Origin of the sequence: Vibrio crassostreae (assembly GCF_041439375.1) — a bacterium.
Lineage (GTDB): Bacteria > Pseudomonadota > Gammaproteobacteria > Enterobacterales > Vibrionaceae > Vibrio > Vibrio crassostreae_D.
This window is the reverse complement of sequence record NZ_JBGONY010000036.1, coordinates 35,956-55,989: the sequence shown is the minus strand read 5'-3', so window position 1 is coordinate 55,989 and position 20,034 is coordinate 35,956. Positions and strand designations below refer to the sequence as shown.

The 20,034-nt window shown below is 44.4% G+C and carries 19 protein-coding genes and 1 pseudogene; 14 read left to right on the top strand and 6 right to left on the bottom strand.

Annotated elements, in window-relative coordinates; translation table 11 throughout:
- Positions 1-31: 31 nt before the first annotated feature.
- Complete coding sequence (locus ACED45_RS15310) at positions 32-217, bottom strand: hypothetical protein (protein ID WP_371714392.1); 186 nt, start codon at positions 215-217, stop codon at positions 32-34.
- Positions 218-248: 31 nt separating this feature from the next.
- Complete coding sequence (locus ACED45_RS15305) at positions 249-1,655, bottom strand: CHASE2 domain-containing protein (protein WP_371714391.1); 1,407 nt, start codon at positions 1,653-1,655, stop codon at positions 249-251.
- 293 nt (positions 1,656-1,948) lie between these two features.
- Here ACED45_RS15305 and ACED45_RS15300 point away from each other — a divergent pair, with 293 nt between their 5' ends.
- The 3 genes from ACED45_RS15300 to ACED45_RS15290 all read left to right on the top strand — a co-directional run bounded on the left by ACED45_RS15300 (position 1,949) and on the right by ACED45_RS15290 (position 4,818).
- Positions 1,949-2,746, top strand: a complete 798-nt coding sequence (locus ACED45_RS15300; protein WP_371714390.1) for a Cof-type HAD-IIB family hydrolase — start codon at positions 1,949-1,951, stop codon at positions 2,744-2,746.
- Positions 2,747-2,927: 181 nt separating this feature from the next.
- Complete coding sequence (locus tag ACED45_RS15295; protein WP_102495503.1) at positions 2,928-3,575, top strand: DsbA family oxidoreductase; 648 nt, start codon at positions 2,928-2,930, stop codon at positions 3,573-3,575.
- A gap of 34 nt (positions 3,576-3,609) precedes the next feature.
- The gene (locus ACED45_RS15290) at positions 3,610-4,818 is read left to right on the top strand and encodes a winged helix-turn-helix domain-containing protein (protein WP_371714389.1); all 1,209 of its coding nucleotides are present in this window, start codon (positions 3,610-3,612) and stop codon (positions 4,816-4,818) included.
- Positions 4,819-4,845: 27 nt separating this feature from the next.
- On the opposite strand, the gene ACED45_RS15285 is transcribed toward ACED45_RS15290, so the two are convergent.
- Positions 4,846-5,703 (bottom strand): LysR substrate-binding domain-containing protein, encoded by an 858-nt coding sequence (locus ACED45_RS15285; RefSeq protein WP_371714388.1) that lies wholly within the window; start codon positions 5,701-5,703, stop codon positions 4,846-4,848.
- A 106-nt stretch (positions 5,704-5,809) separates the two neighbouring features.
- Between ACED45_RS15285 and ACED45_RS15280 the strand changes: the two genes are divergently transcribed.
- The 4 genes from ACED45_RS15280 (at position 5,810) to ACED45_RS15265 (ending at position 8,004) form a co-directional block, all read left to right on the top strand.
- Positions 5,810-6,133, top strand: coding sequence for a putative quinol monooxygenase (locus tag ACED45_RS15280; RefSeq protein ID WP_017072302.1), 324 nt, complete (start codon positions 5,810-5,812; stop codon positions 6,131-6,133).
- A 3-nt stretch (positions 6,134-6,136) separates the two neighbouring features.
- Entirely contained in the window at positions 6,137-7,111 is a 975-nt protein-coding gene (locus ACED45_RS15275; protein WP_371714387.1) for a Gfo/Idh/MocA family protein, read from the top strand.
- Positions 7,112-7,309: 198 nt separating this feature from the next.
- The gene (locus tag ACED45_RS15270) at positions 7,310-7,648 is read left to right on the top strand and encodes a Fis family transcriptional regulator (protein WP_102478785.1); all 339 of its coding nucleotides are present in this window, start codon (positions 7,310-7,312) and stop codon (positions 7,646-7,648) included.
- Positions 7,649-7,701: 53 nt separating this feature from the next.
- Positions 7,702-8,004, top strand: coding sequence for a hypothetical protein (locus ACED45_RS15265; RefSeq protein WP_240698013.1), 303 nt, complete (start codon positions 7,702-7,704; stop codon positions 8,002-8,004).
- 169 nt (positions 8,005-8,173) lie between these two features.
- On the opposite strand, the gene ACED45_RS15260 is transcribed toward ACED45_RS15265, so the two are convergent.
- Positions 8,174-9,073, bottom strand: coding sequence for an AraC family transcriptional regulator (locus tag ACED45_RS15260; RefSeq protein ID WP_371714386.1), 900 nt, complete (start codon positions 9,071-9,073; stop codon positions 8,174-8,176).
- 455 nt (positions 9,074-9,528) lie between these two features.
- Between ACED45_RS15260 and ACED45_RS15255 the strand changes: the two genes are divergently transcribed.
- Positions 9,529-11,760 (top strand): hypothetical protein, encoded by a 2,232-nt coding sequence (locus tag ACED45_RS15255; protein ID WP_371714385.1) that lies wholly within the window; start codon positions 9,529-9,531, stop codon positions 11,758-11,760.
- Positions 11,761-11,803: 43 nt separating this feature from the next.
- Here the strand turns inward: ACED45_RS15255 and ACED45_RS15250 are convergent, their stop codons facing one another.
- Entirely contained in the window at positions 11,804-12,265 is a 462-nt protein-coding gene (locus tag ACED45_RS15250) for a hypothetical protein (RefSeq protein ID WP_371714384.1), read from the bottom strand.
- 181 nt (positions 12,266-12,446) lie between these two features.
- Positions 12,447-13,205 (bottom strand): DeoR/GlpR family DNA-binding transcription regulator, encoded by a 759-nt coding sequence (locus ACED45_RS15245; protein WP_102431788.1) that lies wholly within the window; start codon positions 13,203-13,205, stop codon positions 12,447-12,449.
- A 280-nt stretch (positions 13,206-13,485) separates the two neighbouring features.
- On the opposite strand from ACED45_RS15245, the gene ltnD reads away from it, so the two are divergent.
- From ltnD to ACED45_RS15215, 6 genes and pseudogenes are all read left to right on the top strand, one after another.
- A complete protein-coding gene (gene ltnD, locus ACED45_RS15240) occupies positions 13,486-14,400 on the top strand; it encodes an L-threonate dehydrogenase (protein WP_371714383.1) in 915 nt (304 codons plus the stop codon).
- 2 nt (positions 14,401-14,402) lie between these two features.
- Entirely contained in the window at positions 14,403-15,659 is a 1,257-nt protein-coding gene (gene otnK / locus ACED45_RS15235) for a 3-oxo-tetronate kinase (RefSeq protein WP_102431790.1), read from the top strand.
- An 11-nt stretch (positions 15,660-15,670) separates the two neighbouring features.
- The gene (gene otnC / locus ACED45_RS15230) at positions 15,671-16,318 is read left to right on the top strand and encodes a 3-oxo-tetronate 4-phosphate decarboxylase (protein WP_371714382.1); all 648 of its coding nucleotides are present in this window, start codon (positions 15,671-15,673) and stop codon (positions 16,316-16,318) included.
- Positions 16,318-17,094, top strand: a complete 777-nt coding sequence (gene otnI / locus ACED45_RS15225) for a 2-oxo-tetronate isomerase (RefSeq protein WP_102431791.1) — start codon at positions 16,318-16,320, stop codon at positions 17,092-17,094. Before otnC ends, otnI begins: the two co-directional genes overlap by 1 nt.
- 159 nt (positions 17,095-17,253) lie before the next feature.
- Positions 17,254-18,708: a GntP family permease gene (locus tag ACED45_RS15220; RefSeq protein WP_102431792.1), complete on the top strand. Its 1,455-nt coding sequence runs from the start codon at positions 17,254-17,256 to the stop codon at positions 18,706-18,708.
- Positions 18,709-18,821: 113 nt separating this feature from the next.
- Positions 18,822-19,991: pseudogene (locus ACED45_RS15215) on the top strand (glycerate kinase).
- The last annotated feature ends 43 nt before the right edge of the window (positions 19,992-20,034 follow it).

The window sequence follows — 20,034 nt, the reverse complement described above, 5'->3', positions numbered from 1 at the left end:
ATATGGGTTTGGAGCTATTAGATCATATCTGTTAACAAAGTGCGATCCCGCCCTGAGGTAAAGTCTTCGTTGATACGTCTGCGCATTCATTATTCTTGTCACACACCCAAACATTATCGACTAAAAAGTCAATAATCTTGACGTGGTCTTGCGCCATGGCTGCTGATGTCGAAAAACCTAATGATAAGCCTAGAACTAGCGTTGATAATAGTTTCATAAATGTTCCTTATTTACTGAATATTATGTGTTTATTGTATTTTTCTTAATTTATGCTTGGCTGTTTTTGCGAATACACAGGCTTTCTCTCGATATATTTCGAGTTTTGGTCTGAAAGCTTCAAATATGAAGAAGAAAAACACCGGCAAGTCGATAAAAATGATCAGAACCAATCCATACCAATTAGGTGCACCGACGTTAAGTACAAAGTGAGATATGGCAACTGAAATGGCGATGACAGCAATGATGATTATCATCGGAACGAAAGCGCCCCAAAGTTTTTGTCTTTCATTGAATTGCAGACTTTCTTGTTGTTCTAGAAAGTTAAAGCGAAACCAAATGACTAAAAATAGAACGATGGTTTGCACTGAAATCTCAACCATATCTGCAATACTTAGGTTAAATAACCCAGTGTCGTCAGGGGAACGCCAGTAGTCATCTTTAAGTATGACTAGGTTATCGAGTGCCATAGCATGAAAGTAGACCCCAGGAAGCGTGCCGTGAACGGGTGAAACAACTAGATCGACACCACCAGTAACATGGTAACCAACGAGTACCATTTTCCCCTTAATGGCTTGTTTTAGTTCAGGTGAACCAGCTGCACCAGGAGCACTGAGCTTGGAAGCTGCAATAGTAAGAAAGGGCGGACAGCGTTTTCTGAGCGTGGCATCGACATCATTTTGGTCTTGTATGCCTTGAGTAAGGCTTACGACAAGTAACTCTTTTAACTGTTGAAACTGGCTGGTGTGTTCTCCACAGTCAAACCCAAGTGGAAAAAATGACTCCTGGTTACTAGCGTGTTTGTTGCTCCATTGGACAATGACCGCGTCATCCATATTGCCGATGGATGTGGTATCGCACTGTTTGTCTCGTGCGCACCAGTCTTGATACATCGCAGCCGCAACGGTGTTCATTGTCTTATCATTCCATGGGACAGACAACGGGTAGTATCGTCCTTCACCACTCCAAGATACTGCTGCCAGTTGTGCGACATTTGATATTTTGTGTCTTAGTGATTCCGGATCATTAAGTCTTTGTTCAGTGTCATAATTGGTGTTGCTGGCCATGAAAATGGGGAACTTCTGGTTATCCAGCATGCGCAACCAACGCTTTAGATTATCGGAATGCTCATGATGTTGAAGAATATCGTAGAACATGGATTGTGGTTCGTAACGTGAGATAGTTTTAAGTAGCCGGGCAAGATTTCGGTAGCTAACCGGGTAAGTGTTAGTTTCTTCTATATATTGGTCATCAATTAATACAACTACAATGTCTTCAGAAACTGTTTCACTAAAGAATGGAGACCATAATCTTAGAATATGATCTTCATAGTGGTCTTCGGCAGAGTTTCTGATTCCAAGTGGGTCAACAATGAAGACGACCAATATCAGGCTCGTTGTGATTAGGGCTTTAAGGAATATTTCGAAGCTAAAAAACATTAATCAACAACCATAAATTATAAATAAGCAATATGTAGGTGAACAACTCGTTGCAAAGTTGTGCAAAATAACACTGCTAGGGGTGTTTTTATGGGAGTAATATCACAAAAGTATGGCGTATTTATAAATGGAACAATAAGTTAATGATGAGTCCCAGTTTTTTCACTTTTTATTGATTTTTATGTTAGTTATTTAATCATGTTAGAGGGGAGCAATTAGGTTAGATTGAGATATAATCAACGACTTGCCCACGACATTGTGGACTCATTACAATTTTAAGGTAAGTATCTGAAATGCCACAACAGAACATCAAATTTATCGCTGCTGATATGGACGGCACTCTGCTTAATGAACACGGAAAGTTAGACCCAGAATTCTTCAATCTTTATGAGCGACTAGAAGCTCAAGACATCATTTTTGCGGCGGCATCGGGTCGTCAGTACTACAGCTTGATGGAAACATTTTCTCCGCTAAAAGATCGCATGATGTTCGTTGCTGAAAATGGCACATTGGTGATGCACAAAGGGCAAGAGCTCTACAGCTGCTTACTTGATACTGATGCCATCAAAGACATCATCAAAGAAGCGCGTGCCATTGAAGGTGCACATGTGGTGCTTTGTGGTAAGAAATCAGCGTACATCGAAACCAAAGATGAGCGTGCTCTAGCGGAGATCTCTAAGTACTACCATCGCCGTGAGAAAGTAGAAGATTTACTGGCGGTAGAAGACGATTTCATCAAGGTGGCTATCTGTCACTTCGACGGTTCACAAGAGAAAGTGAACCCAACTATTGATGCCAAGTTTGGTGAGAACTACCAAGTGGTTGTCAGTGCGAAAATTTGGCTAGATGTGATGAACGCTGAAGCGTCAAAAGGTGCGGCGATTAAACATCTACAAAACACATTAGGTTTCACTTACGAGCAGACCATGAGTTTTGGTGACTACCTGAATGACTTGGAAATGCTTAAAGAGAGCTACCACTCTTACGCGATGGAAAATGCGCATCCAAAGCTGAAAGAGATTGCTCGTTTTGGCGCGCCAAGTAACGTTGATGCAGGTGTATTCCAAGTGCTTAAGAAGCTGCTAGCGTAACGCTCTTAAGCTCCAACAGATTTTTATGAAAGCCAACTCGTGAACATGAGTTGGCTTTTTTGTTGGCTACAGATCCAGTTAGTTAAATTTGAACGATTGTTCAGGTTGTTGTAGTCTGAAGATAAATTGGATGCCTGCTTATACAGCGGACATGCCTTATCAATGATCATTTGGAATGACGATGAGCAAGAAACTTCAACTCGATATTATTTCTGACGTAATGTGCCCGTGGTGCGTGGTCGGTTACAAAAACTTAGAGCAAGCTATTGCTGAGCTTGGCTTAGCAGAGCAAATTGAACTTGAATGGCAGCCGTTTGAGCTCAATCCTGATATGCCGCAAGAGGGTGAAAACCTGCGCGATCACATCATGAGAAAATACGGCTCTAGTGCGGAAGAGAGCCAAAGTTCGCGTGAGCAACTTGCGGCTCGTGGCAAAGCGGTTGGTTTCGATTTCAATTTCTATGACAGCATGAGAATGGTCAATTCCCGTCATCTGCATGTGCTTCTCGATTTCGCACTGGCGCATGGTAAACAGACTAAGTTAAAGCTACGCTTCTTTACCGCTCACTTCACAGAGCAAAAAGATCTGTCTGATCTTGAGGTCATCGCGCAAGAACTTGAAGCGGTTGGGCTAGATTCAACGAAGGCATTGAAGCGCCTAAAGAACACCGACAACTTGAAGCAAATTGAAGCGCAAGAGTTTGAATGGCAACGCATGGGGATCTCAGCTGTTCCTACTGTGGTGTTCAATCGTAAGAGTGCAGTAACGGGCGCGCAGACGATAGAAACTTACAAACAGATTCTTCAAGAGCTTATTGCTGAATCATAAACGGATCATTGGTATCAATTAGAGTCTGAATTTCATGGAATCACTGTCACTCGCTCAAGCGCAAAAAATGGTACTGCTTTCGCAAAAGCTTCCGCCTAAGAAATTACCCCCTAAAAAGCAACGCAATGGGGGTGCTTTGGCGAATACGCTGTTTGCGATTGAAAACCTTGGCTATGTGCAAATTGATACCATTTCTGTGATTCAGCGAGCACACCATCATACGTTGTGGAATCGCAATCAAGGCTACCAGCTTGATCATCTCGACAAACTGTTAGAGCGTCGAGAGGTGTTTGAGTATTGGTCGCATGCCGCTGCGTATTTACCCATGCGTGACTTCCGATTCAGCCTACATCGCAAGAATGGCTTTGCGAGCGGTAAGCTCAAGCATTGGTATAAAAAGGATGACGCACTCATGGATCATGTTCTCAAGCGAATTGAGAATGAAGGGCCGTTGATGGCGAAAGACTTTGAAGGGGATAGGCCAAACCCCGGCGGGTGGGGCGGTAAACCGGCCAAGCAAGCACTAGAAACCTTATTCATGCAAGGCGACTTAATGGTGCCAAGCCGAGTAAACTTTCATAAGGTGTATGACCTTACCGAGCGAGTTTTGCCGAGTGGCATTGATACCTCAGAACCTACGGAACAAGAGTACATCGAGCATCTAATCACGCGTTATTTAGAAGCCAATGGTGTGGGAATAGCGTCGGAAATGAGCTATCTACTCAAGAACACTAAACCTCTGATTCAGAAAACACTCCAACAGATGCTTGAAGATAAGCAGGTTCTGAAAGTAGATATTCAAGGCTCTGGCTACTATGTCCTACCAGGTGCTTTTGATCTGCTGAATCTGCCGCTTTCTAGAACCAAGCTAAAGATACTGTCTCCGTTTGATAACCTGCTGATTCAACGAAAGCGAATGCAATCATTGTTCAACTTTGACTACCTCCTTGAGTGCTATGTGCCAGAGGCCAAGCGTCAGTTTGGTTACTTTAGTTTGCCGATTCTGTGGCAAGGTAATCTGGTGGCGCGAATGGATTGTAAGGTCGACAGGAAGACCCGTTTACTCAATATTCGTAACTTGGTTGTTGAAGATAGAGTTAAAACTCATGAGTCATTGATTCACGCTTTATGCGAAGAACTAAAGCACTTCATGGTGTTTAACCAATGTGATGAGATGATCGTCCATAACACCACACCTTACGATCTTGGCAAGCGCTTGATGAGCCATTGGCAAACAGTCTAGCGGTCTTTGTTGTTTAGAAGCGCTTAGTTACTCAGCAAACGCAGCTAACAAGAACTCGACAAAGGTTCTGTTCTTCAACGACAGTTGCTTGGTTTTGTAGAGCAAGTGAATCGGCTTTGGTAACGGCGCCATGCCGGGTAGGATTTCCAACAGCGCTCCACGTTTAATCTCTTCTGCGACTAAGATTGTCGGTTGCAACAACACGCCCACACCTTGTAGGGCGGCATATCGCAACACATCCCCATTATTCGACATCAAGCGCACACGTTCTTTGTTCGGTGTGGCGTGAGGGGCTTGGCTGCTGTAACTGAACCCAAGCGACGGGTGCTGCGCCAAGTCTTCTAATACTCTGATCTCAGCATGTTGGTTAAGGTAATCGGGCGCCGCGCAATAACACATCTTATAGTCCCCTAAATACCTTGCGACCAAGCTTGAATCGGATAGGTCACCAATTCGCACAATCAAATCAATGTCGGATGAGTAAGGATCAACAAGATCATTATTCAACATCAGCTCAACGTTAATGGTTGGGTGATGTGCGAGAAACTTAGCTACGATAGGGGCAAGTACCTTGTTGCCGTAGGTGACGGGGCAGTTAATCTTTACCGTGCCTTGCGGCTGATTTTCCAAGGTTTGAATCAGGTTTTCAGCATTGCTGATGTCTTCGAGAATTCGCTTACACTCACGATAGTAAAGCTGCCCTGAGTCGGTTAACGATTGCTTACGCGTGGTGCGGTGGATCAGCTGAGAGTTCAAACTGGTTTCTAAGGAATGGACATGCTTACTGATCATGGTCGCCGACAGGTTGAAGTGGTTTGCGGCGCTACGAAAGCTGCCCTGTTCCACTACGTAGACGAAGACTTTCATGCTGGTTAACTTATCCATTAAACACTTTTGGTTGATAAACAATAAACAAAAGGTGAGTTTATCAATTATTAGGGGTTAATTATATTAATGGCAAACCGATAATTAACTAAAATAAGAGCGTGAAATGCCTCAAATGAATGAAATCATCTTTGTTACTGCCGAACTTAAGATCAAAACCAACATAGAGCGAGCTGCTGCGATCGAAGCCATCGAACAGTTTTGTTTAGACATGCAAAGCGAACCGGGCTGCCTACAAGCGATTGCAACCTATGATCAAAGCCAAAGCGATCGTGTGATCTTGCTTGAACAATACGCAAACCGCGAGGCGATCAATCAGCACTTTGTGATGCCTCATACCCAAGCGTTTATTGAGCGTGGCATTACCGAGTTGGTTCAAGCATTCGAAACGCAACGTGGACCTATCAAAGCACAAGAGCAGGAGATCTAAGACATGAAATGGGGAATCCTAGGAACTAGCTTTATCTCAGGCGCAATGGCGGATGCGATCAAAGGCGATGCTCAAAGCGAGCTGTATGCCGTTGCTGGTCGTACTGAAAAAACACTAAACGAGTTTGCTGCCCAATACCAACCAACACGAACCTTCAACAGCTATGACGCCTTGATTGAAGATGAGTCAGTCGACATCATCTACATTGCTCTGCCAAACCATGTTCATCATGAGTATGTGATTAAAGCGGCTCAAAAAGGCAAAGCGATCTTGTGTGAAAAGTCTCTGTCGGTTGATATGGAAAAAACCGAGCAAGCTCTGCGAGCGGTAAAAGCATCTGGCGTGTTCTTCGCAGAAGGTTTGATGTATCTAAATCACCCGCTTATCGCTAAGCTTCATCAAGAATTAGCGACAGGTGAGATTGGCGAAGTGCGCTCAATTCAGGGTTCATACGTTGCTGCGATTGACCAGTTCGTTAACCCTGCGAGCAAAGGCGCGTTGTACAACTTAGGTTGTTACCCAATGTCACTGATTCACTCTGTCGCGCAACACCAGTTTGGTGAGAGTGTGTTTGATGACGTGCAGATTTCAGCCATTGGCCGACGTGGTCAAGATGGTAACATCTGCGAGTCATCGGCGATGATGCGCTTCAACGACCACTTCACAGCGCAAATCCATACTGCAGAAGACCACGGTTTAAAGCATGGCTTTACGATTTTAGGCAGTAAAGGCTGTATCATTCTCGACACCAACCCATGGTTACCGACCGAAGACAACACATTCACGGTTGAGATCTACGAAACATCGACACGTGAAGTAAAAGTCGAAGCGCAAGGCGATGGCTTCCATTATCAAGCGCGCAATATCCGCCAAGCAGTTGAGCGAGGTGACACACAACTTGCAGCACCCATGGCGACTCATCAAGACTCTCGCGTAATCATGAAGTTACTGACGGATTGGGAACAAGCGGCGAGCTAGTTTCTTTGCTAATTCCTGTACACGCCTCATACTTGGTAGCTTTGTAAGCTATCAAGCATGAGGTGTTTCTCTAATCCTTCTCGCCCATTATCCTCAATAAATACTTTGCATTTGAAACAGTCGCAGTGTCCAATATCGGTTGAGACTACATTGATCGAAAAACCTTATTTTTAAGATGTTAAATAGGAAGTTTGCTGTATGCGTAAATCAGATAAGAAGATCGAAAATCAGATCAGAGACGTGCTAACTGACGTTTGTGAAGACACGCTAAAAGGCTTCGATGGTTTTTTGTGGGTGACTCACTCGGTCAACTTCTCTTCATTTCCGCAAAGTTTGAAAATCGTCTGTGTATTCGATACCAATCAGGATAGAGCGAATTTCTTAAATGGCGAAGGTCAACAGAGTGTCTCTGAGTCTATTCAACAAGCGTTCAATCAAGTTGGAATTGCATTAAAGAATATCGACAAGCATGTTAGCTACGATACGCAGGAAAATTGCGACCGCGACCATCAAGGAAAGTGGAACAAGAGGCTTTAGTGCTCTTGCTTCTTTAGAATCCCTCAACTGTGTCGTGATAAAAAGGTCGTGAAATGAATAAAGCTCAAATATCGCTTAACAAGAACACACTGCTAGGTGTGTTCGAGCAATTTTTGATACTAGCTCTGTGGCTGCTAGTAGGAAGTGTCGTTTGGTCTGTTTGGTTTATGTGGGGGATTAACGTTGTCCCCTTTGACGATCCTTACCTCTCTGATACTGAGTATCAACGTCTCATTAAGCAAGAAACTCAGCTGATCAATATCGGCTTATGGGTAGGTAAGCTCTATACCGCGTGTGCGGTGATGTTTTTTATTGTACGCGTTAGGAAAGTGCTTCGAGCCTCAAGCGATGGATGAAATCCGTTTGGGTTATGACATTACTGGTATCTACTAGTATTTGTTCTCATTGATTGACTAAAAATCTACGAAACGAGATGTCGCTATCCATAAACTTAATTAATCAACAAAGCCGTTGGCAAGCGAACCGAAGAGAAGAAAGCCTACGCGAGGTAGGCTTTGATTGTCGTTATTTAATTGCGGTACAGAAGCTGACGTCTGAATGTTGAGTTTGCGGATCGTAGCTGTGGTAAAGCTCAAAACAAGGTCGATCGTCTGTTTCAATACCGGACTCAATGACGTTACTCATTAAATCATCCCAAGCTTTGGCATATTGGCCGATTTCGGTGATCGTTTGTCTCATCACCGCATATTGCCCACCGGGAAAGTCCTTTAGCTCGATACCGCTGGGTACTTCGACATCCTCTGGAACCATTAAACAAATGTCTGTTCGGCACTTATCTGTCGGTGTGATTTCTGGGTTATCATGGTAAATGAACATGCAGGTGTTGCCTGATAATCCTTTCATTTCTGCCCACTGATAAAGACGGCCGCTAGGCTCTTCATACCCTTTTCCATAAGGGCCTGTTACTCGCACATACGCCAATTTTGATGATTCGAATTGTTGCGTTTTCATTGTCTTACTCCATGTTGAAAGTTCGGAGCCAGTATATGAATTACTCGTAACTGCATCGTTTCCATTCTTGCGCAACGTGTGTCCAATCTTGCTATTTCGAGTTAACTCACCGAAAGCTTGGTAGTCTTCACAATCACGAAATGCGCTAGGCGTAACGCCAAAGTGTTGCTTGAAGGATTTGGCAAAGTTTTGAGACGATGAGAAGCCGTAATCTAGTGCAATATTAATAATAGGTTGCTTGGTTTTGAAGAGATCGTTGGCTGCCGCTTCGAGTCTCAATCGTCTGATAAAATCAGCAAGCGTTTCGCCTTGAACGGCCTTAAAAGTACGATGAAAATGGTAGGGTGAAAAGTTAGCTAATGCCGCGACTTCGATCAAGTTGAGCGGATCGTTAAAGTGCTTCTCTAAATAGCGTATAACGGGAACAAGCCGCTTATGATAGTCAACGTACATCGCTTTATTTACCACTCTCTGTTGTCATCGTTCTTGTGTAGATGACCGAGACTAGCCTATCCAAATTGAGTTTCAACAATGTGGCGTTGAAACTGAGATTCGATGCAGCAAATCTCAGCCCGTTCTGAGCTTTAAGCTCTGATCATCTTCCTTCTTCCAAACCGTATTATTCTCATTTTGAGAAAATCTGAGCTGATTTCTCGTTAGCCTGAGATACTTGGTTTCCAAATAAAATTAAAATCACAAAAATTTATCTTTTCCTTAATGCATTGATTTTGAATCGGCATTTGCTCGTCTTCCTTGTCATGGATGAAACAATACAGACGAGCACTTGAACAATAGAGCCATGTAGTCGATACTTTTTTCGTATTTTGATTCCTAAATTGACACGTAAGTTGGCTGACTTTTCGTCTTGTGATTTAAGGCATGACAGTATCGATTAGGAAATTTGATTCATGAAAACCTACATTTCTGGGCTGCTCGCACTCATACCGTCATGTTTAATCGCTGGCTACGCTTTTGCTGTTGGTACATCAGTTGTGCTGCCAGGGCAACATGAAGCGGGTGTTGATCTTTCGGGCTCCCCACTGTCTGCGGATGCCGTCATTGATTGGGAAATTTCCAACAGTGATATTGTGTTCGGAGCTTATGCCGACAAAGCCGACAATGAGCGGGCCACGACAATTGGTTATATGTACAACCAAGTCATGGCGATGAACTCGGGTTGGTTGGAGAACGATCTCCGTAACCAAGCTGAGTTAGAAGGCCTCAATTTCGAAGACTATTTCCTGCACTTTTCTGAAGATACTGTCATTGCCGAAGTTGATAAAACTCACGGCGAAAAGACTCTTTTAAACCGAAAACCTATGATCTTGGGTTATACAGCCAGTGAAGACCATGCTGGTTTTTGGCTGTATCAAGAGCCTCCGTGGGATGCCGATGTGTTTGAGAATTTCGAACAGGGTGGGGCTTTGTATGTCTATCATGCTGAGCAGTTCGAACGGCTGACCTTTAAGTTCTCACAGTTTGCTGGCAGCGGCGAATTTTGGATTGAATACCCAACGGCTATTGATTCTCAGGGTAGGGTTTCACAGTGGGAAAGGCTCGATATAAAGAAAGACAAAACGCTCAGCATGACCAAAAACCAATCGGTGATCTGGAACCTTCCTAATGATTGGGTAAGAGCCACAACTCATGATGGCAGTGGTGCGAGCTATGGTGGCGGCCAGTATTTTGGCTCCACCTTTTTGAGAGATGGTGGGCGCTTATACGTTGTGAGAGTTCGTTGGCAAAGTGAGAACGCCGACGACAGGCCGCGCTTAAAAGAAGTAAAACTGAAAAACAGTTTTCCAACCGTCAAATTAACCGACGCTCCGACTACAACGCCGGATGGCGATGCTATCAGCCAATGGCGCAAAATCCGCGGTTTTGATGTGTCTGCAGACCTAGATGGCGATAACTACTTGTCGCCGAGCGAGTATCGAAATCGAACCAATAAGAACGCGACAGCGCGTTTTCGTTGGGAATCAAGAGTGGTGCCATTTGGTCGAATGTGGAGCGCTAATTCATCTTGGTCGTTAACGAACGTCGCAAACACGGATTATCTATCTGCCATTCATCGCTACTACAAGCAAAGCTGGACAAGCCAAGGTTTGAATGGTGCGTACAACGACGACACAAATAAACTCATTGGTTCAAACCAATTCTATGTTCATTCTGGCGGGCATGTTCAAGAGTTAGGATCCGTTGCGGGTTCGAATCAAGCGGATGATCTCTACAAAAAGCAGTTTTCAGCGTTTCTGAAAAATCTATCTGCTTTAGAAAGTGATGCGTCGATTGGGTTGAATATCGGAACCGCGAACTTACTGGGTCGAAATGGACAGTCTCATCTTAGCGAGGCGGGCTCTCTGTATTTACGCGAGCACTACATTTTTCCGTCTACTGGGTTTAGTGGTTACTCGGGGATCTCAAAATTCTGGGATAATTCTGCGCTCGCCTACAATGGGCAAAGTGTTATTTTTCAGGCGACAACGCGTTATGGGCGAGTTCAGTATCTTGGAAATAGTGAAGATAATTGGAAGCAAGACCAATACTCGACCCTAGCGATCTACCACCTCAATCGACACGCTCAACATAGCTACTTTAATCAGTGGAACAATGGTTACGTCTATGGAAGTGGCAATACGACGGCTGACACTTTCTGGCAAAGTGGTGTCCCTAAAAACATCGCCTACCAACCCAGTTCGTTATTGGCCGTTGACTTGGGAGAGCCGAGTCATCAAATCCCACATGGCTTTGCGCCGATTCCTTTGATGCTTTCGACAACGACACCTCAGCCTGCTGACTACACCATCGTTGGCGATTCCTCGATGAACGAAATGGTGCATGCTGATCTACCCAATGGTATGACTCACGTTCTACCGACGTTCACGTACTTTATATATCAATCTGATAATCAGGTGGTCGCTGGTGGTCCTGAAGATATGGTGTTAGCGAGAGAGTTCAGCAACGGCCGTGTGTTGTATCGCACGGATTTCCACGGTAAGAATCCAAGCTTTTATGGCGCGGAAAAACTCACCATCGCGCTGGATGTTCCAATGAAACCTGTTGATGCTAACGGTAACGTTGGTGAGTATGTGAGTGAAATAGAAATTGGCGGTTATGAAGGACTGTTCTTACTTTATTAAAACCAATGCGAATGAGCACTCTCGAACCAGAGCAGACTAGAGCTTAGGCTCGGGATATCAGCTTATTCTTTTTACACAGCTTAAACTCTTTGGCGATCCACGATTGCTCGTTTAATCCATTGTCGATTAAAGCAAAAAGGTAACCATCGACTTTGCTTGAAGCCGCTGGGTATTCTTGAAAAGCGTGCTTAGGGTAGGCGGGGTAATCCGTTTCGTATTGAGCGTCTAACTGCTTACCGAGTTGACGCCATTTTACAAATAACTCTGAAGAGGACGTTTCAACCTTATATTGGCCTAAAATGCGTTGATGGTGGGTTAACGCCACTTTAGCGCAGTGGTTGGTCTGTACGACTTTTTGTATCAATTCAACTTGTTCTTCACTCATGGTTTTCGCCAGTACATTCTCTTGTTCGATGCGCGCCATTCGCTCATCAAACGTTTCAGCATGGGTGGGAAACACAAAAGTAAGCGGTAAAGCCAATGGCAAAAGGTACTTGTAGAACATAACCAGACTCGCTGAAGGGATTTGTGCCCATTATGCCGTCCGCTGATAATATTATTAATGAATATAGAAACTTAATTGTAAGAATTATTTTTATCGAGTGGATAAATAGATGGTTTTGGAGTTTTGGCATTCAGGCTCTGAATGTTTGATTGGTGAGCCTGAAGCTTGATGGGGGGAACAGTTACGAGTTAATGACCTTAATACCTTTATCTTGAAGCTCATCAATCACACTACTCGAAAGATCAATATCGGTGATCACGCCATCAAGCGCACTTAAATCTAAGGCGTGGAAAGTAGCGATGCGCCCGTATTTGGTTGAGTCTGAAATCAGATAGTTTGAATGAGCTGCTTGAACAATGGCTTGTTTGACTAATACCTTATTTTCACAAGGTGTCGAGAGCCCTTTTAGATTCCAAGATGAAGAAGAGATAAACGCAATATCAATATTCATCCCTGCTAAGAACTCCGCTACTTTGCCCCCAATACTCGATTGATTTTCACGGTCAATCTTACCACCAGTATGGTAAATCTCAGATTGTGTACTGTTCATTAGGTACGCGGCAATCGCGAAGTCATTGGTGATGATAAGCAGATCATCTCGCCCTGCAAGTTGGTGGGCGATCTCCAAAGAGGTTGTTCCAGCGTCTAAGTAGATAGTCGAATACTCAGGAACTAATTGAGCAGCTAGTTGACCTATTTGAGCTTTTTCGTTTGCTTGCTGTTCTACCTTGATGTCGTGTGACAATTCGCTGTGAAGTGCTTTAGTCAGCTGAACGCCACCCGAAACTGAAATCACTTTCCCTGATGTCTCTAGCTTTACGATATCTCGACGAACGGTCATATGAGACACCTCTAGGTGCTCAACAAGCTCAGAAATACTGATCACTTCTTGATGTGATAATAGTGACAAAATGGTTCTCTGACGTTCTGCTGGAATCATGATTCTTCTTCTATGTTCTTATTTTTCATTATCCTATCAACCTTTCGTTGTTTTGTGAATATCTGTGAATATCTGTTGTGATATAGCAATAAGAACTGTGATTGTTGCGGAAATTACCATTATCTAATGCCTCGAAAGGGGTAAATCACCCACGAATGTTAACTTTTGTTAAAAATGTGACTTATCACTAAGTCGCATTCGGTTGCTTCACATATAATCACAAACATAAACAATAGTTAACAAATTTAAAATTCAATAATTACGTGAAAGGCATCTTGTTATGAGTGAAGTTCAATCTGTTGGTGTTATCGGTTTAGGTTCAATGGGCATGGGCGCAGCTAAGTCATGTGTGCGTGCAGGGCTTGATGTATATGGTTTCGATTTGAATCCGCAAGCGCTTGAAACCTTGGGTGAATATGGTGCAAAAGCGGTATCGACGAATGCGGTTGAGTTTGCAGACAAACTTGATTCTGTTTTGGTACTGGTTGTGAATGCTGCTCAAGTTAACACGGTACTGTTTAAGACTGGTCTTGCGGCGGCACTAAGACCTAACACGCCAGTTATGGTCTCGGCAACGATCTCAGCAGAAGACGCGAAACAAATCGAAGCTCAGCTTGCTGAACATGATCTTGTGATGCTTGACGCACCTGTTTCAGGTGGTGCATTAAAAGCAGAAGCAGGTGAAATGACTATCATGGCTTCAGGTGCGATTACTACATTCGAGGCATTGGCTCCTGTACTCGATGCGACGGCGGCAAAAGTTTACAACATCGGTGAAGCTATTGGCCTTGGTGCGACTGTAAAGATCATCCACCAATTACTTGCAGGTGTTCACATTGCTGCAGGCGCTGAAGCAATGGCATTAGCAGCTCGCGCGAATATCCCTCTAGATCTGATGTACGACGTTGTGACTAACGCAGCGGGTAACTCGTGGATGTTCGAGAATCGTATGAAGCACGTTGTTGATGGTGATTACTCTCCAAAATCTATGGTCGATATCTTCGTAAAAGACTTGAACTTGGTATCGGATACCGCTCAAGACCTAAAATTCCCGCTTCCACTATCAAGTGCAGCACTGAATATGTTTTTAAGTGCGAGTAATGCTGGCTTTGGTCAAGAAGACGATAGCGCAGTAATCAAAGTGTTCCAAGGCATTGACCTACCGGGTGTTAATACACCAAAAGTGGAGAAGTAATCATGTTATTAGGTGTTATTGCAGACGATTTTACAGGTGCAACAGACATTGCTGGTTTCTTAGTTGAAAACGGGATGCGCACTATTCAATTGAACGGCATTCCGACGGGTGACTTTGATGCTTCAGCGGATGCGGTCGTGATCAGCCTTAAATCTCGCTCTTGCCCGGTAGATGAAGCGGTAACCGATTCGGTGACTGCGCTTAAGTGGCTTCAATCTCAAGGCTGCCAACAGTTTTACTTCAAATACTGCTCGACGTTCGACAGCACAGCTGAGGGCAATATCGGTCCCGTAACCGATGCACTTTTGGCTGAGCTTGGCGAATCTTTCACTATGGTTTGTCCTGCATTGCCAGTTAATGGTCGCACGGTTTACAACGGCCACTTGTTTGTTTTTGGTGAGCTATTAAGTGATTCAGGCATGCGTAATCACCCGGTGACACCGATGACAGATTCCAGTGTCGTTCGAATGATGGATGCACAATCAGAGGGTGTTTCTGGCTTGGTTAACTTCCAAATTATTGAACAAGGCTCTGATGCAGTCACCGCTCATTTTGATGAACTAAAAGCTCAAGGCAACCGTTATGCGGTCGTTGATGCTTTTAACGCAGAACACTTGGTGACGTTAGGCCAAGCAGCTAAATCTCTGAAGTTAATCACAGGTGGTTCAGGCTTAGCAGCAGGCATCGCAAAAAACTGGACTGAACATCTTGCTGACCAAAGCGATGCAAAAAACGCAGGTAGTCCAATAAAAGCGCCAACGGTTGTGTTCTCTGGTTCTTGTTCGGTAATGACTAACCAACAAGTTACAGCTTACAAGCAACTCGCTCCTCACTTCGCTATCGATGTGAAGGCATGCTTAACCAACGATCAATACGCCAATGAAGTATTCGATTGGGTGATGACTAACAACCAAGGTGAGCTTGCTCCTTTAGTGTATGCAACCGCTGATGCGGCTGCACTTAAAGCCATTCAAGAAGAGTACGGTGCACAAGCTTCAAGCCATGCCGTAGAGCAATTCTTTAGCCTGTTAGCTATCAAGCTACAACAACATGGTGTGAAGAATTTCATCGTTGCTGGTGGTGAAACCTCAGGTGTTGTGACGCAAAGTTTAGCGGTTAAAGGTTTCCATATCGGTCCTCAAATCGCACCGGGTGTGCCTTGGGTTAAGTCGGTTGAAGGTGATCTTTCACTAGCACTTAAATCGGGCAACTTTGGTGACGAGAATTTCTTCGCTAGAGCGCAATCATTCTTTTCATAAGCGAGATTCAGATGAGTAAAGTTTTGATGAACGAACAGCAGTTAAGAGATCAAATGGTAACGCTCGCTCGTTCGATGTTCGAACGAGGTTACGCGACAGGTGGTGCCGGTAATCTCTCTATCAAATTGCCAAATGGGCATTTTCTAGCAACACCAACCGGTTCTTCATTTGGTCGTCTTGTGGCTGAGGAATTATCGGTTGTCGATATCGATGGCAACCATATATCAGGCAAGAAGCCGTCAAAAGAAGCGGCATTCCACCTAGCGATTTATAGAAACAATGCAGAGTGCAATGCGATTGTGCACTTACACTCAACATACCTGACTGCACTTTCATGCCTTGAAGGGGTAGATCGTAATAACGCGATTAAGGCATTTACGCCGTACTTTGTGATGCGAATTGGTGAATTACCTGTGATTCCTTACTTGCGCCCAGGAGACCCTCAGATCGCTGAAGAGCTTGCAAAGCGAGCTGGCGACTACCGAGCCTTTTTGTTGGCGAATCATGGTCCAGTAGTAACAGGCACTGATTTTGTCGATGCCGTGGACAATGCAGAAGAGTTAGAAGAGACCGCCAAATTAGCATTCTTATTGAAAGGGAATGATATCCGTTACTTAACGGACGAAGAAGTGATGGATTTAAAAGGGAGAGGCAAATAATGGCTAAGTTCGCAGCAAACTTAACGATGTTATTCACAGAAGTGCCATTTTTGGAGCGTTTTGAAAAAGCACACCAAGCCGGTTTCAAAGCAGTGGAATACTTATTCCCTTACGCGTTTGAAGCGGACGAGCTCGCAGAAAAAATGCAGAAATTTGGTTTTGAACAGGCCCTGTTCAATATGCCTCCAGGTGATTGGGATGCAGGTGAACGTGGCTTCGCAGCGATTCCTGGCCGTGAAGAAGAGTTTAAAGCCAGCGTTGATACAGCACTTATGTACGCTAAAGCGCTGAATTGCAAGAAAGTTCACGCGATGTCGGGTCTACATGATGCGAATTTCACGAGGCAGCAACACGTTGAAACCTTTATCTCAAACATTCGTTTTGCCGCAGATAAGTTTGCTGAGCAAGACATTGAATTGATGATTGAACCGCTGAATAGCCGTGATGTTCCTAATTACTTCGTTGCTCACCAACGTGATGCTGTCGAACTGATTAAGTTGGTCGATAGATCAAATGTGAAGCTGCAACTTGACCTGTACCACGCACAAATCATGGATGGCGATTTAAGTACTTTGATTCGTGAGGTTGCCGCTTATACCGGTCATATCCAAATTGCTTCTGTACCAGAAAGACATGAACCATCGGAAGGCGAACTGAACTACCCACACTTATTTAGTGTTTTGGATGATTCGGGTTATCAAGGTTGGATTGGCTGTGAATACACCCCAAAAAATACAACTGAAGCTGGTTTGGAATGGGTTAAACCCTATTTATAGAAGCAGCCAGCATGAGCCTTTAAGGCAGATTTGAACTCGTAAAAATAAGATAAAGCGGCCCAAAATAAAAGTCGCTGCACAATAAAGTGCTGCGGGCGGTACTCCTATGCCTCTCGCATGCAAACCCTACACAACAAATAGTACAAAAAGGAAAATACAATGGATGGAGCACTGATAGGCATCGTAATTGGCATTTTAGCCATGATGGGTATGATCATTAAAACGAGAATCCCGGTGGCACTTGCTATGATTATTGCCAGTATCATCATGGGTCTGTTTGCTGGAATGGCACCAACAGAGCTGATCAACGCAATTAAAGCTGGCTTTGGTGGCGTACTTGGCGGGATTGGTTTGATTATCGCGTTTGGCGTGATCATGGGCGCGTGTTTTGAGCGTTCTGGAGCCGCTGTTCGAATGGCAAAAACGTTTGTAAAGCTGTGTGGTAAAGGTCGCGAAGACTTAGCACTAGGTTTTACAGGTGTACTTGTCGCTATTCCGGTTTTCTGTGATTCTGCGTATATCATTTTGCATTCTCTTGTTCGCGCAATTTCACGTGACACTGGTAAGTCAGCGGTTGGCCTAGGTGTGACTCTAGCGCTTGGCCTACTGATCACTCACGCACTTGTACCACCAACACCGGGTCCAGTTGCAGTAGCCGGTATTCTTGGCGTTGACCTCGGTGAGTACATGCTTTGGGGTTTGATGGTTTCTATCCCTATGATGCTGCTTTCTATGATTTACATTCGCCGAGTAGGTAACGAGTACTACCGCGTACCAAACGGTGAAACATGGATTACTAACCAAGCTGATTGGGCAAACCTAGAGAAAGTAAAAGAGACAGATGACAAAGAGCTACCAAGTAACTTCTTATCATTTGGTCCAATCCTTCTACCAATCGCATTCATCTTAATCAACACGCTTGTTGGCCAAGGTGACACTGCAATGCATACCGTTATTTCACTAATTGGTAACCCAGTGGTTGCTGTTGGTATCGGTGTTCTTATGGCGCTATACGGTCTTACTCGTCACATTGAACGTAAAGACATGGTTAGCTCAATGGATGACGCGTTATCTACAACAGGTCTAATTCTTGTGGTAACTGGCTGTGGTGGCGCAATGGGTGCAGTACTTAAAGCATCTGGTGCTGGTCCTCAAGTTGCAGAAGCTATCGCGAGCAGCGGTATTCCACCTCTACTTGTACCACTAGCCATTGCTTCAATGCTTCGTCTAATCCAAGGTTCAGCAACGGCATCTATGATGGTTGCAGCAACGATGACGCTGCCATTGGTTGAAACGTTAGGTCTAGACCCAGTATTCGTAGCACTTGCATGTGCGGTAGGCCCGGTTGGCTTCTCTCATTTGAACGATTCGTACTTCCACATCATCAACCGTACGCTAGGGATTACTGAACTAGCAGACCAAATCAAGATCTGGTCTGTGTCTTCAACTATCGCATGGGCGATTGGTGCAAGCATCATCATGGTTCTAAACTTGGTGTTTGGTAAAGGCGGTACACTGATTGATCCATTGATTCCAATTGCAGTTTTAGCAGCAGTATTTATCTGGCTAAAAAGCAAAGAGAAATCACAAGTAAAGGCAGCTGTTACTAACTAATACCGCTTACCTTTATATACTGCCCCTATTGCTTGATTGGCTTGCTAATCTGACATAGGGGCATTTTTGGATCGACAGCCTATCAAAATTATTATTTCCTTGGATTTATCAGTATGAAAATTGTTATTGCACCAGACTCGTTTAAAGAATCTTTATCGGCGGTATCGGTGGCGGCGTGTATTGAAAAGGGTTTTCGTGAAATCTTTCCTGACGCTGACTATGTGACTTTACCTCTGGCTGATGGTGGTGAGGGTACGGTAGATGTGTTGTTGCAAGGTTTAGCAGGACAGAAGCGAACCTACCAAGTAGAAGGGCCGTTGGGTGAACTTGTAAACGCGGAGTGGGCGATACTTGAGCCATCCGCAAGCAATCAGAAAAAAACTGCACTGATTGAGATTGCTGCCGCATCAGGCTTGGATTTGTTAACACCAGAGCAGCGTGATCCATTGGTAGCCTCTTCATTTGGTACTGGTCAGCTCATTTTAGAAGCGATGCAGCAGGGCGCTCAAACGATCATTCTTGGCTTGGGTGGCAGTGCGATCAATGATGGTGGTGCAGGAATTGTACAAGCGTTAGGTGGTAGATTGCTTGATCGTGCAGGGCAAGAACTCAGCCGAGGTGGCGCTGCGCTAGCGGATTTAGCATCTATCGATCTTACCGACCTAGATTCACGCTGTGCTGATATCGAATTGATTGTGGCGTGCGATGTCGATAATCCACTGTGTGGTGATAATGGTGCCAGCCATATCTTCGGCCCACAAAAAGGAGCGACACCTGACCAAGTTGTGATGCTTGATACTGCGCTTGCGAACTTTGCTCAAGTTGCTGAGATGCAGGGTTGTGCTAGTGGCGATGAACCTGTTCACAAGCGCATTGGTTATGGCGCGGCTGGTGGTACGCCGATGGGACTTGGTTTGCTATTCAATATGCAGATTAAACAGGGCATTGAGATGGTACTCGATGTTTTACAAGCCGATGAAGTATTGAAAGGCGCAGACCTTGTGATTACCGGCGAAGGTCAGATGGACAATCAAACCCTTCAAGGAAAAACGCCTTATGGCATTGCTAAACGTGCGAGCTTGCAAGGCATTCCGACGATAGGGATTGCAGGATCTTTGGGCACTGAAGTCGAAGCCTTATATGGTGAAATGAGCAGCTTGTTCGGAACAGTGCGATCTCCTCAGTCACTCGAGCAAGTACTACGATAAGCTGAATTGAACCTAACCAGAACGGCGAGGAACATTGCATCAACTCTGAGGTTAGGCCATGCCATTTTTAACTAAAGCGAAGTTATACATAGGCTTATTCGCAATGAAGTTCAATAGG

Excerpts from the sequence above, each read along its gene's own strand:
- ACED45_RS15310 (WP_371714392.1), bottom strand. The coding sequence starts at position 217 with ATGAAACTATTATCAACGCTAGTTCTAGGCTTATCATTAGGTTTTTCG.
- ACED45_RS15305 (WP_371714391.1), bottom strand. The coding sequence starts at position 1,655 with ATGTTTTTTAGCTTCGAAATATTCCTTAAAGCCCTAATCACAACGAGC.
- ACED45_RS15300 (WP_371714390.1), top strand. The coding sequence starts at position 1,949 with ATGCCACAACAGAACATCAAATTTATCGCTGCTGATATGGACGGCACT.
- ACED45_RS15295 (WP_102495503.1), top strand. The coding sequence starts at position 2,928 with ATGAGCAAGAAACTTCAACTCGATATTATTTCTGACGTAATGTGCCCG.
- ACED45_RS15290 (WP_371714389.1), top strand. The coding sequence starts at position 3,610 with ATGGAATCACTGTCACTCGCTCAAGCGCAAAAAATGGTACTGCTTTCG.
- ACED45_RS15285 (WP_371714388.1), bottom strand. The coding sequence starts at position 5,703 with ATGGATAAGTTAACCAGCATGAAAGTCTTCGTCTACGTAGTGGAACAG.
- ACED45_RS15280 (WP_017072302.1), top strand. The coding sequence starts at position 5,810 with ATGCCTCAAATGAATGAAATCATCTTTGTTACTGCCGAACTTAAGATC.
- ACED45_RS15275 (WP_371714387.1), top strand. The coding sequence starts at position 6,137 with ATGAAATGGGGAATCCTAGGAACTAGCTTTATCTCAGGCGCAATGGCG.
- ACED45_RS15270 (WP_102478785.1), top strand. The coding sequence starts at position 7,310 with ATGCGTAAATCAGATAAGAAGATCGAAAATCAGATCAGAGACGTGCTA.
- ACED45_RS15265 (WP_240698013.1), top strand. The coding sequence starts at position 7,702 with ATGAATAAAGCTCAAATATCGCTTAACAAGAACACACTGCTAGGTGTG.
- ACED45_RS15260 (WP_371714386.1), bottom strand. The coding sequence starts at position 9,073 with ATGTACGTTGACTATCATAAGCGGCTTGTTCCCGTTATACGCTATTTA.
- ACED45_RS15255 (WP_371714385.1), top strand. The coding sequence starts at position 9,529 with ATGAAAACCTACATTTCTGGGCTGCTCGCACTCATACCGTCATGTTTA.
- ACED45_RS15250 (WP_371714384.1), bottom strand. The coding sequence starts at position 12,265 with ATGTTCTACAAGTACCTTTTGCCATTGGCTTTACCGCTTACTTTTGTG.
- ACED45_RS15245 (WP_102431788.1), bottom strand. The coding sequence starts at position 13,205 with ATGATTCCAGCAGAACGTCAGAGAACCATTTTGTCACTATTATCACAT.
- ltnD (WP_371714383.1), top strand. The coding sequence starts at position 13,486 with ATGAGTGAAGTTCAATCTGTTGGTGTTATCGGTTTAGGTTCAATGGGC.
- otnK (WP_102431790.1), top strand. The coding sequence starts at position 14,403 with ATGTTATTAGGTGTTATTGCAGACGATTTTACAGGTGCAACAGACATT.
- otnC (WP_371714382.1), top strand. The coding sequence starts at position 15,671 with ATGAGTAAAGTTTTGATGAACGAACAGCAGTTAAGAGATCAAATGGTA.
- otnI (WP_102431791.1), top strand. The coding sequence starts at position 16,318 with ATGGCTAAGTTCGCAGCAAACTTAACGATGTTATTCACAGAAGTGCCA.
- ACED45_RS15220 (WP_102431792.1), top strand. The coding sequence starts at position 17,254 with ATGGATGGAGCACTGATAGGCATCGTAATTGGCATTTTAGCCATGATG.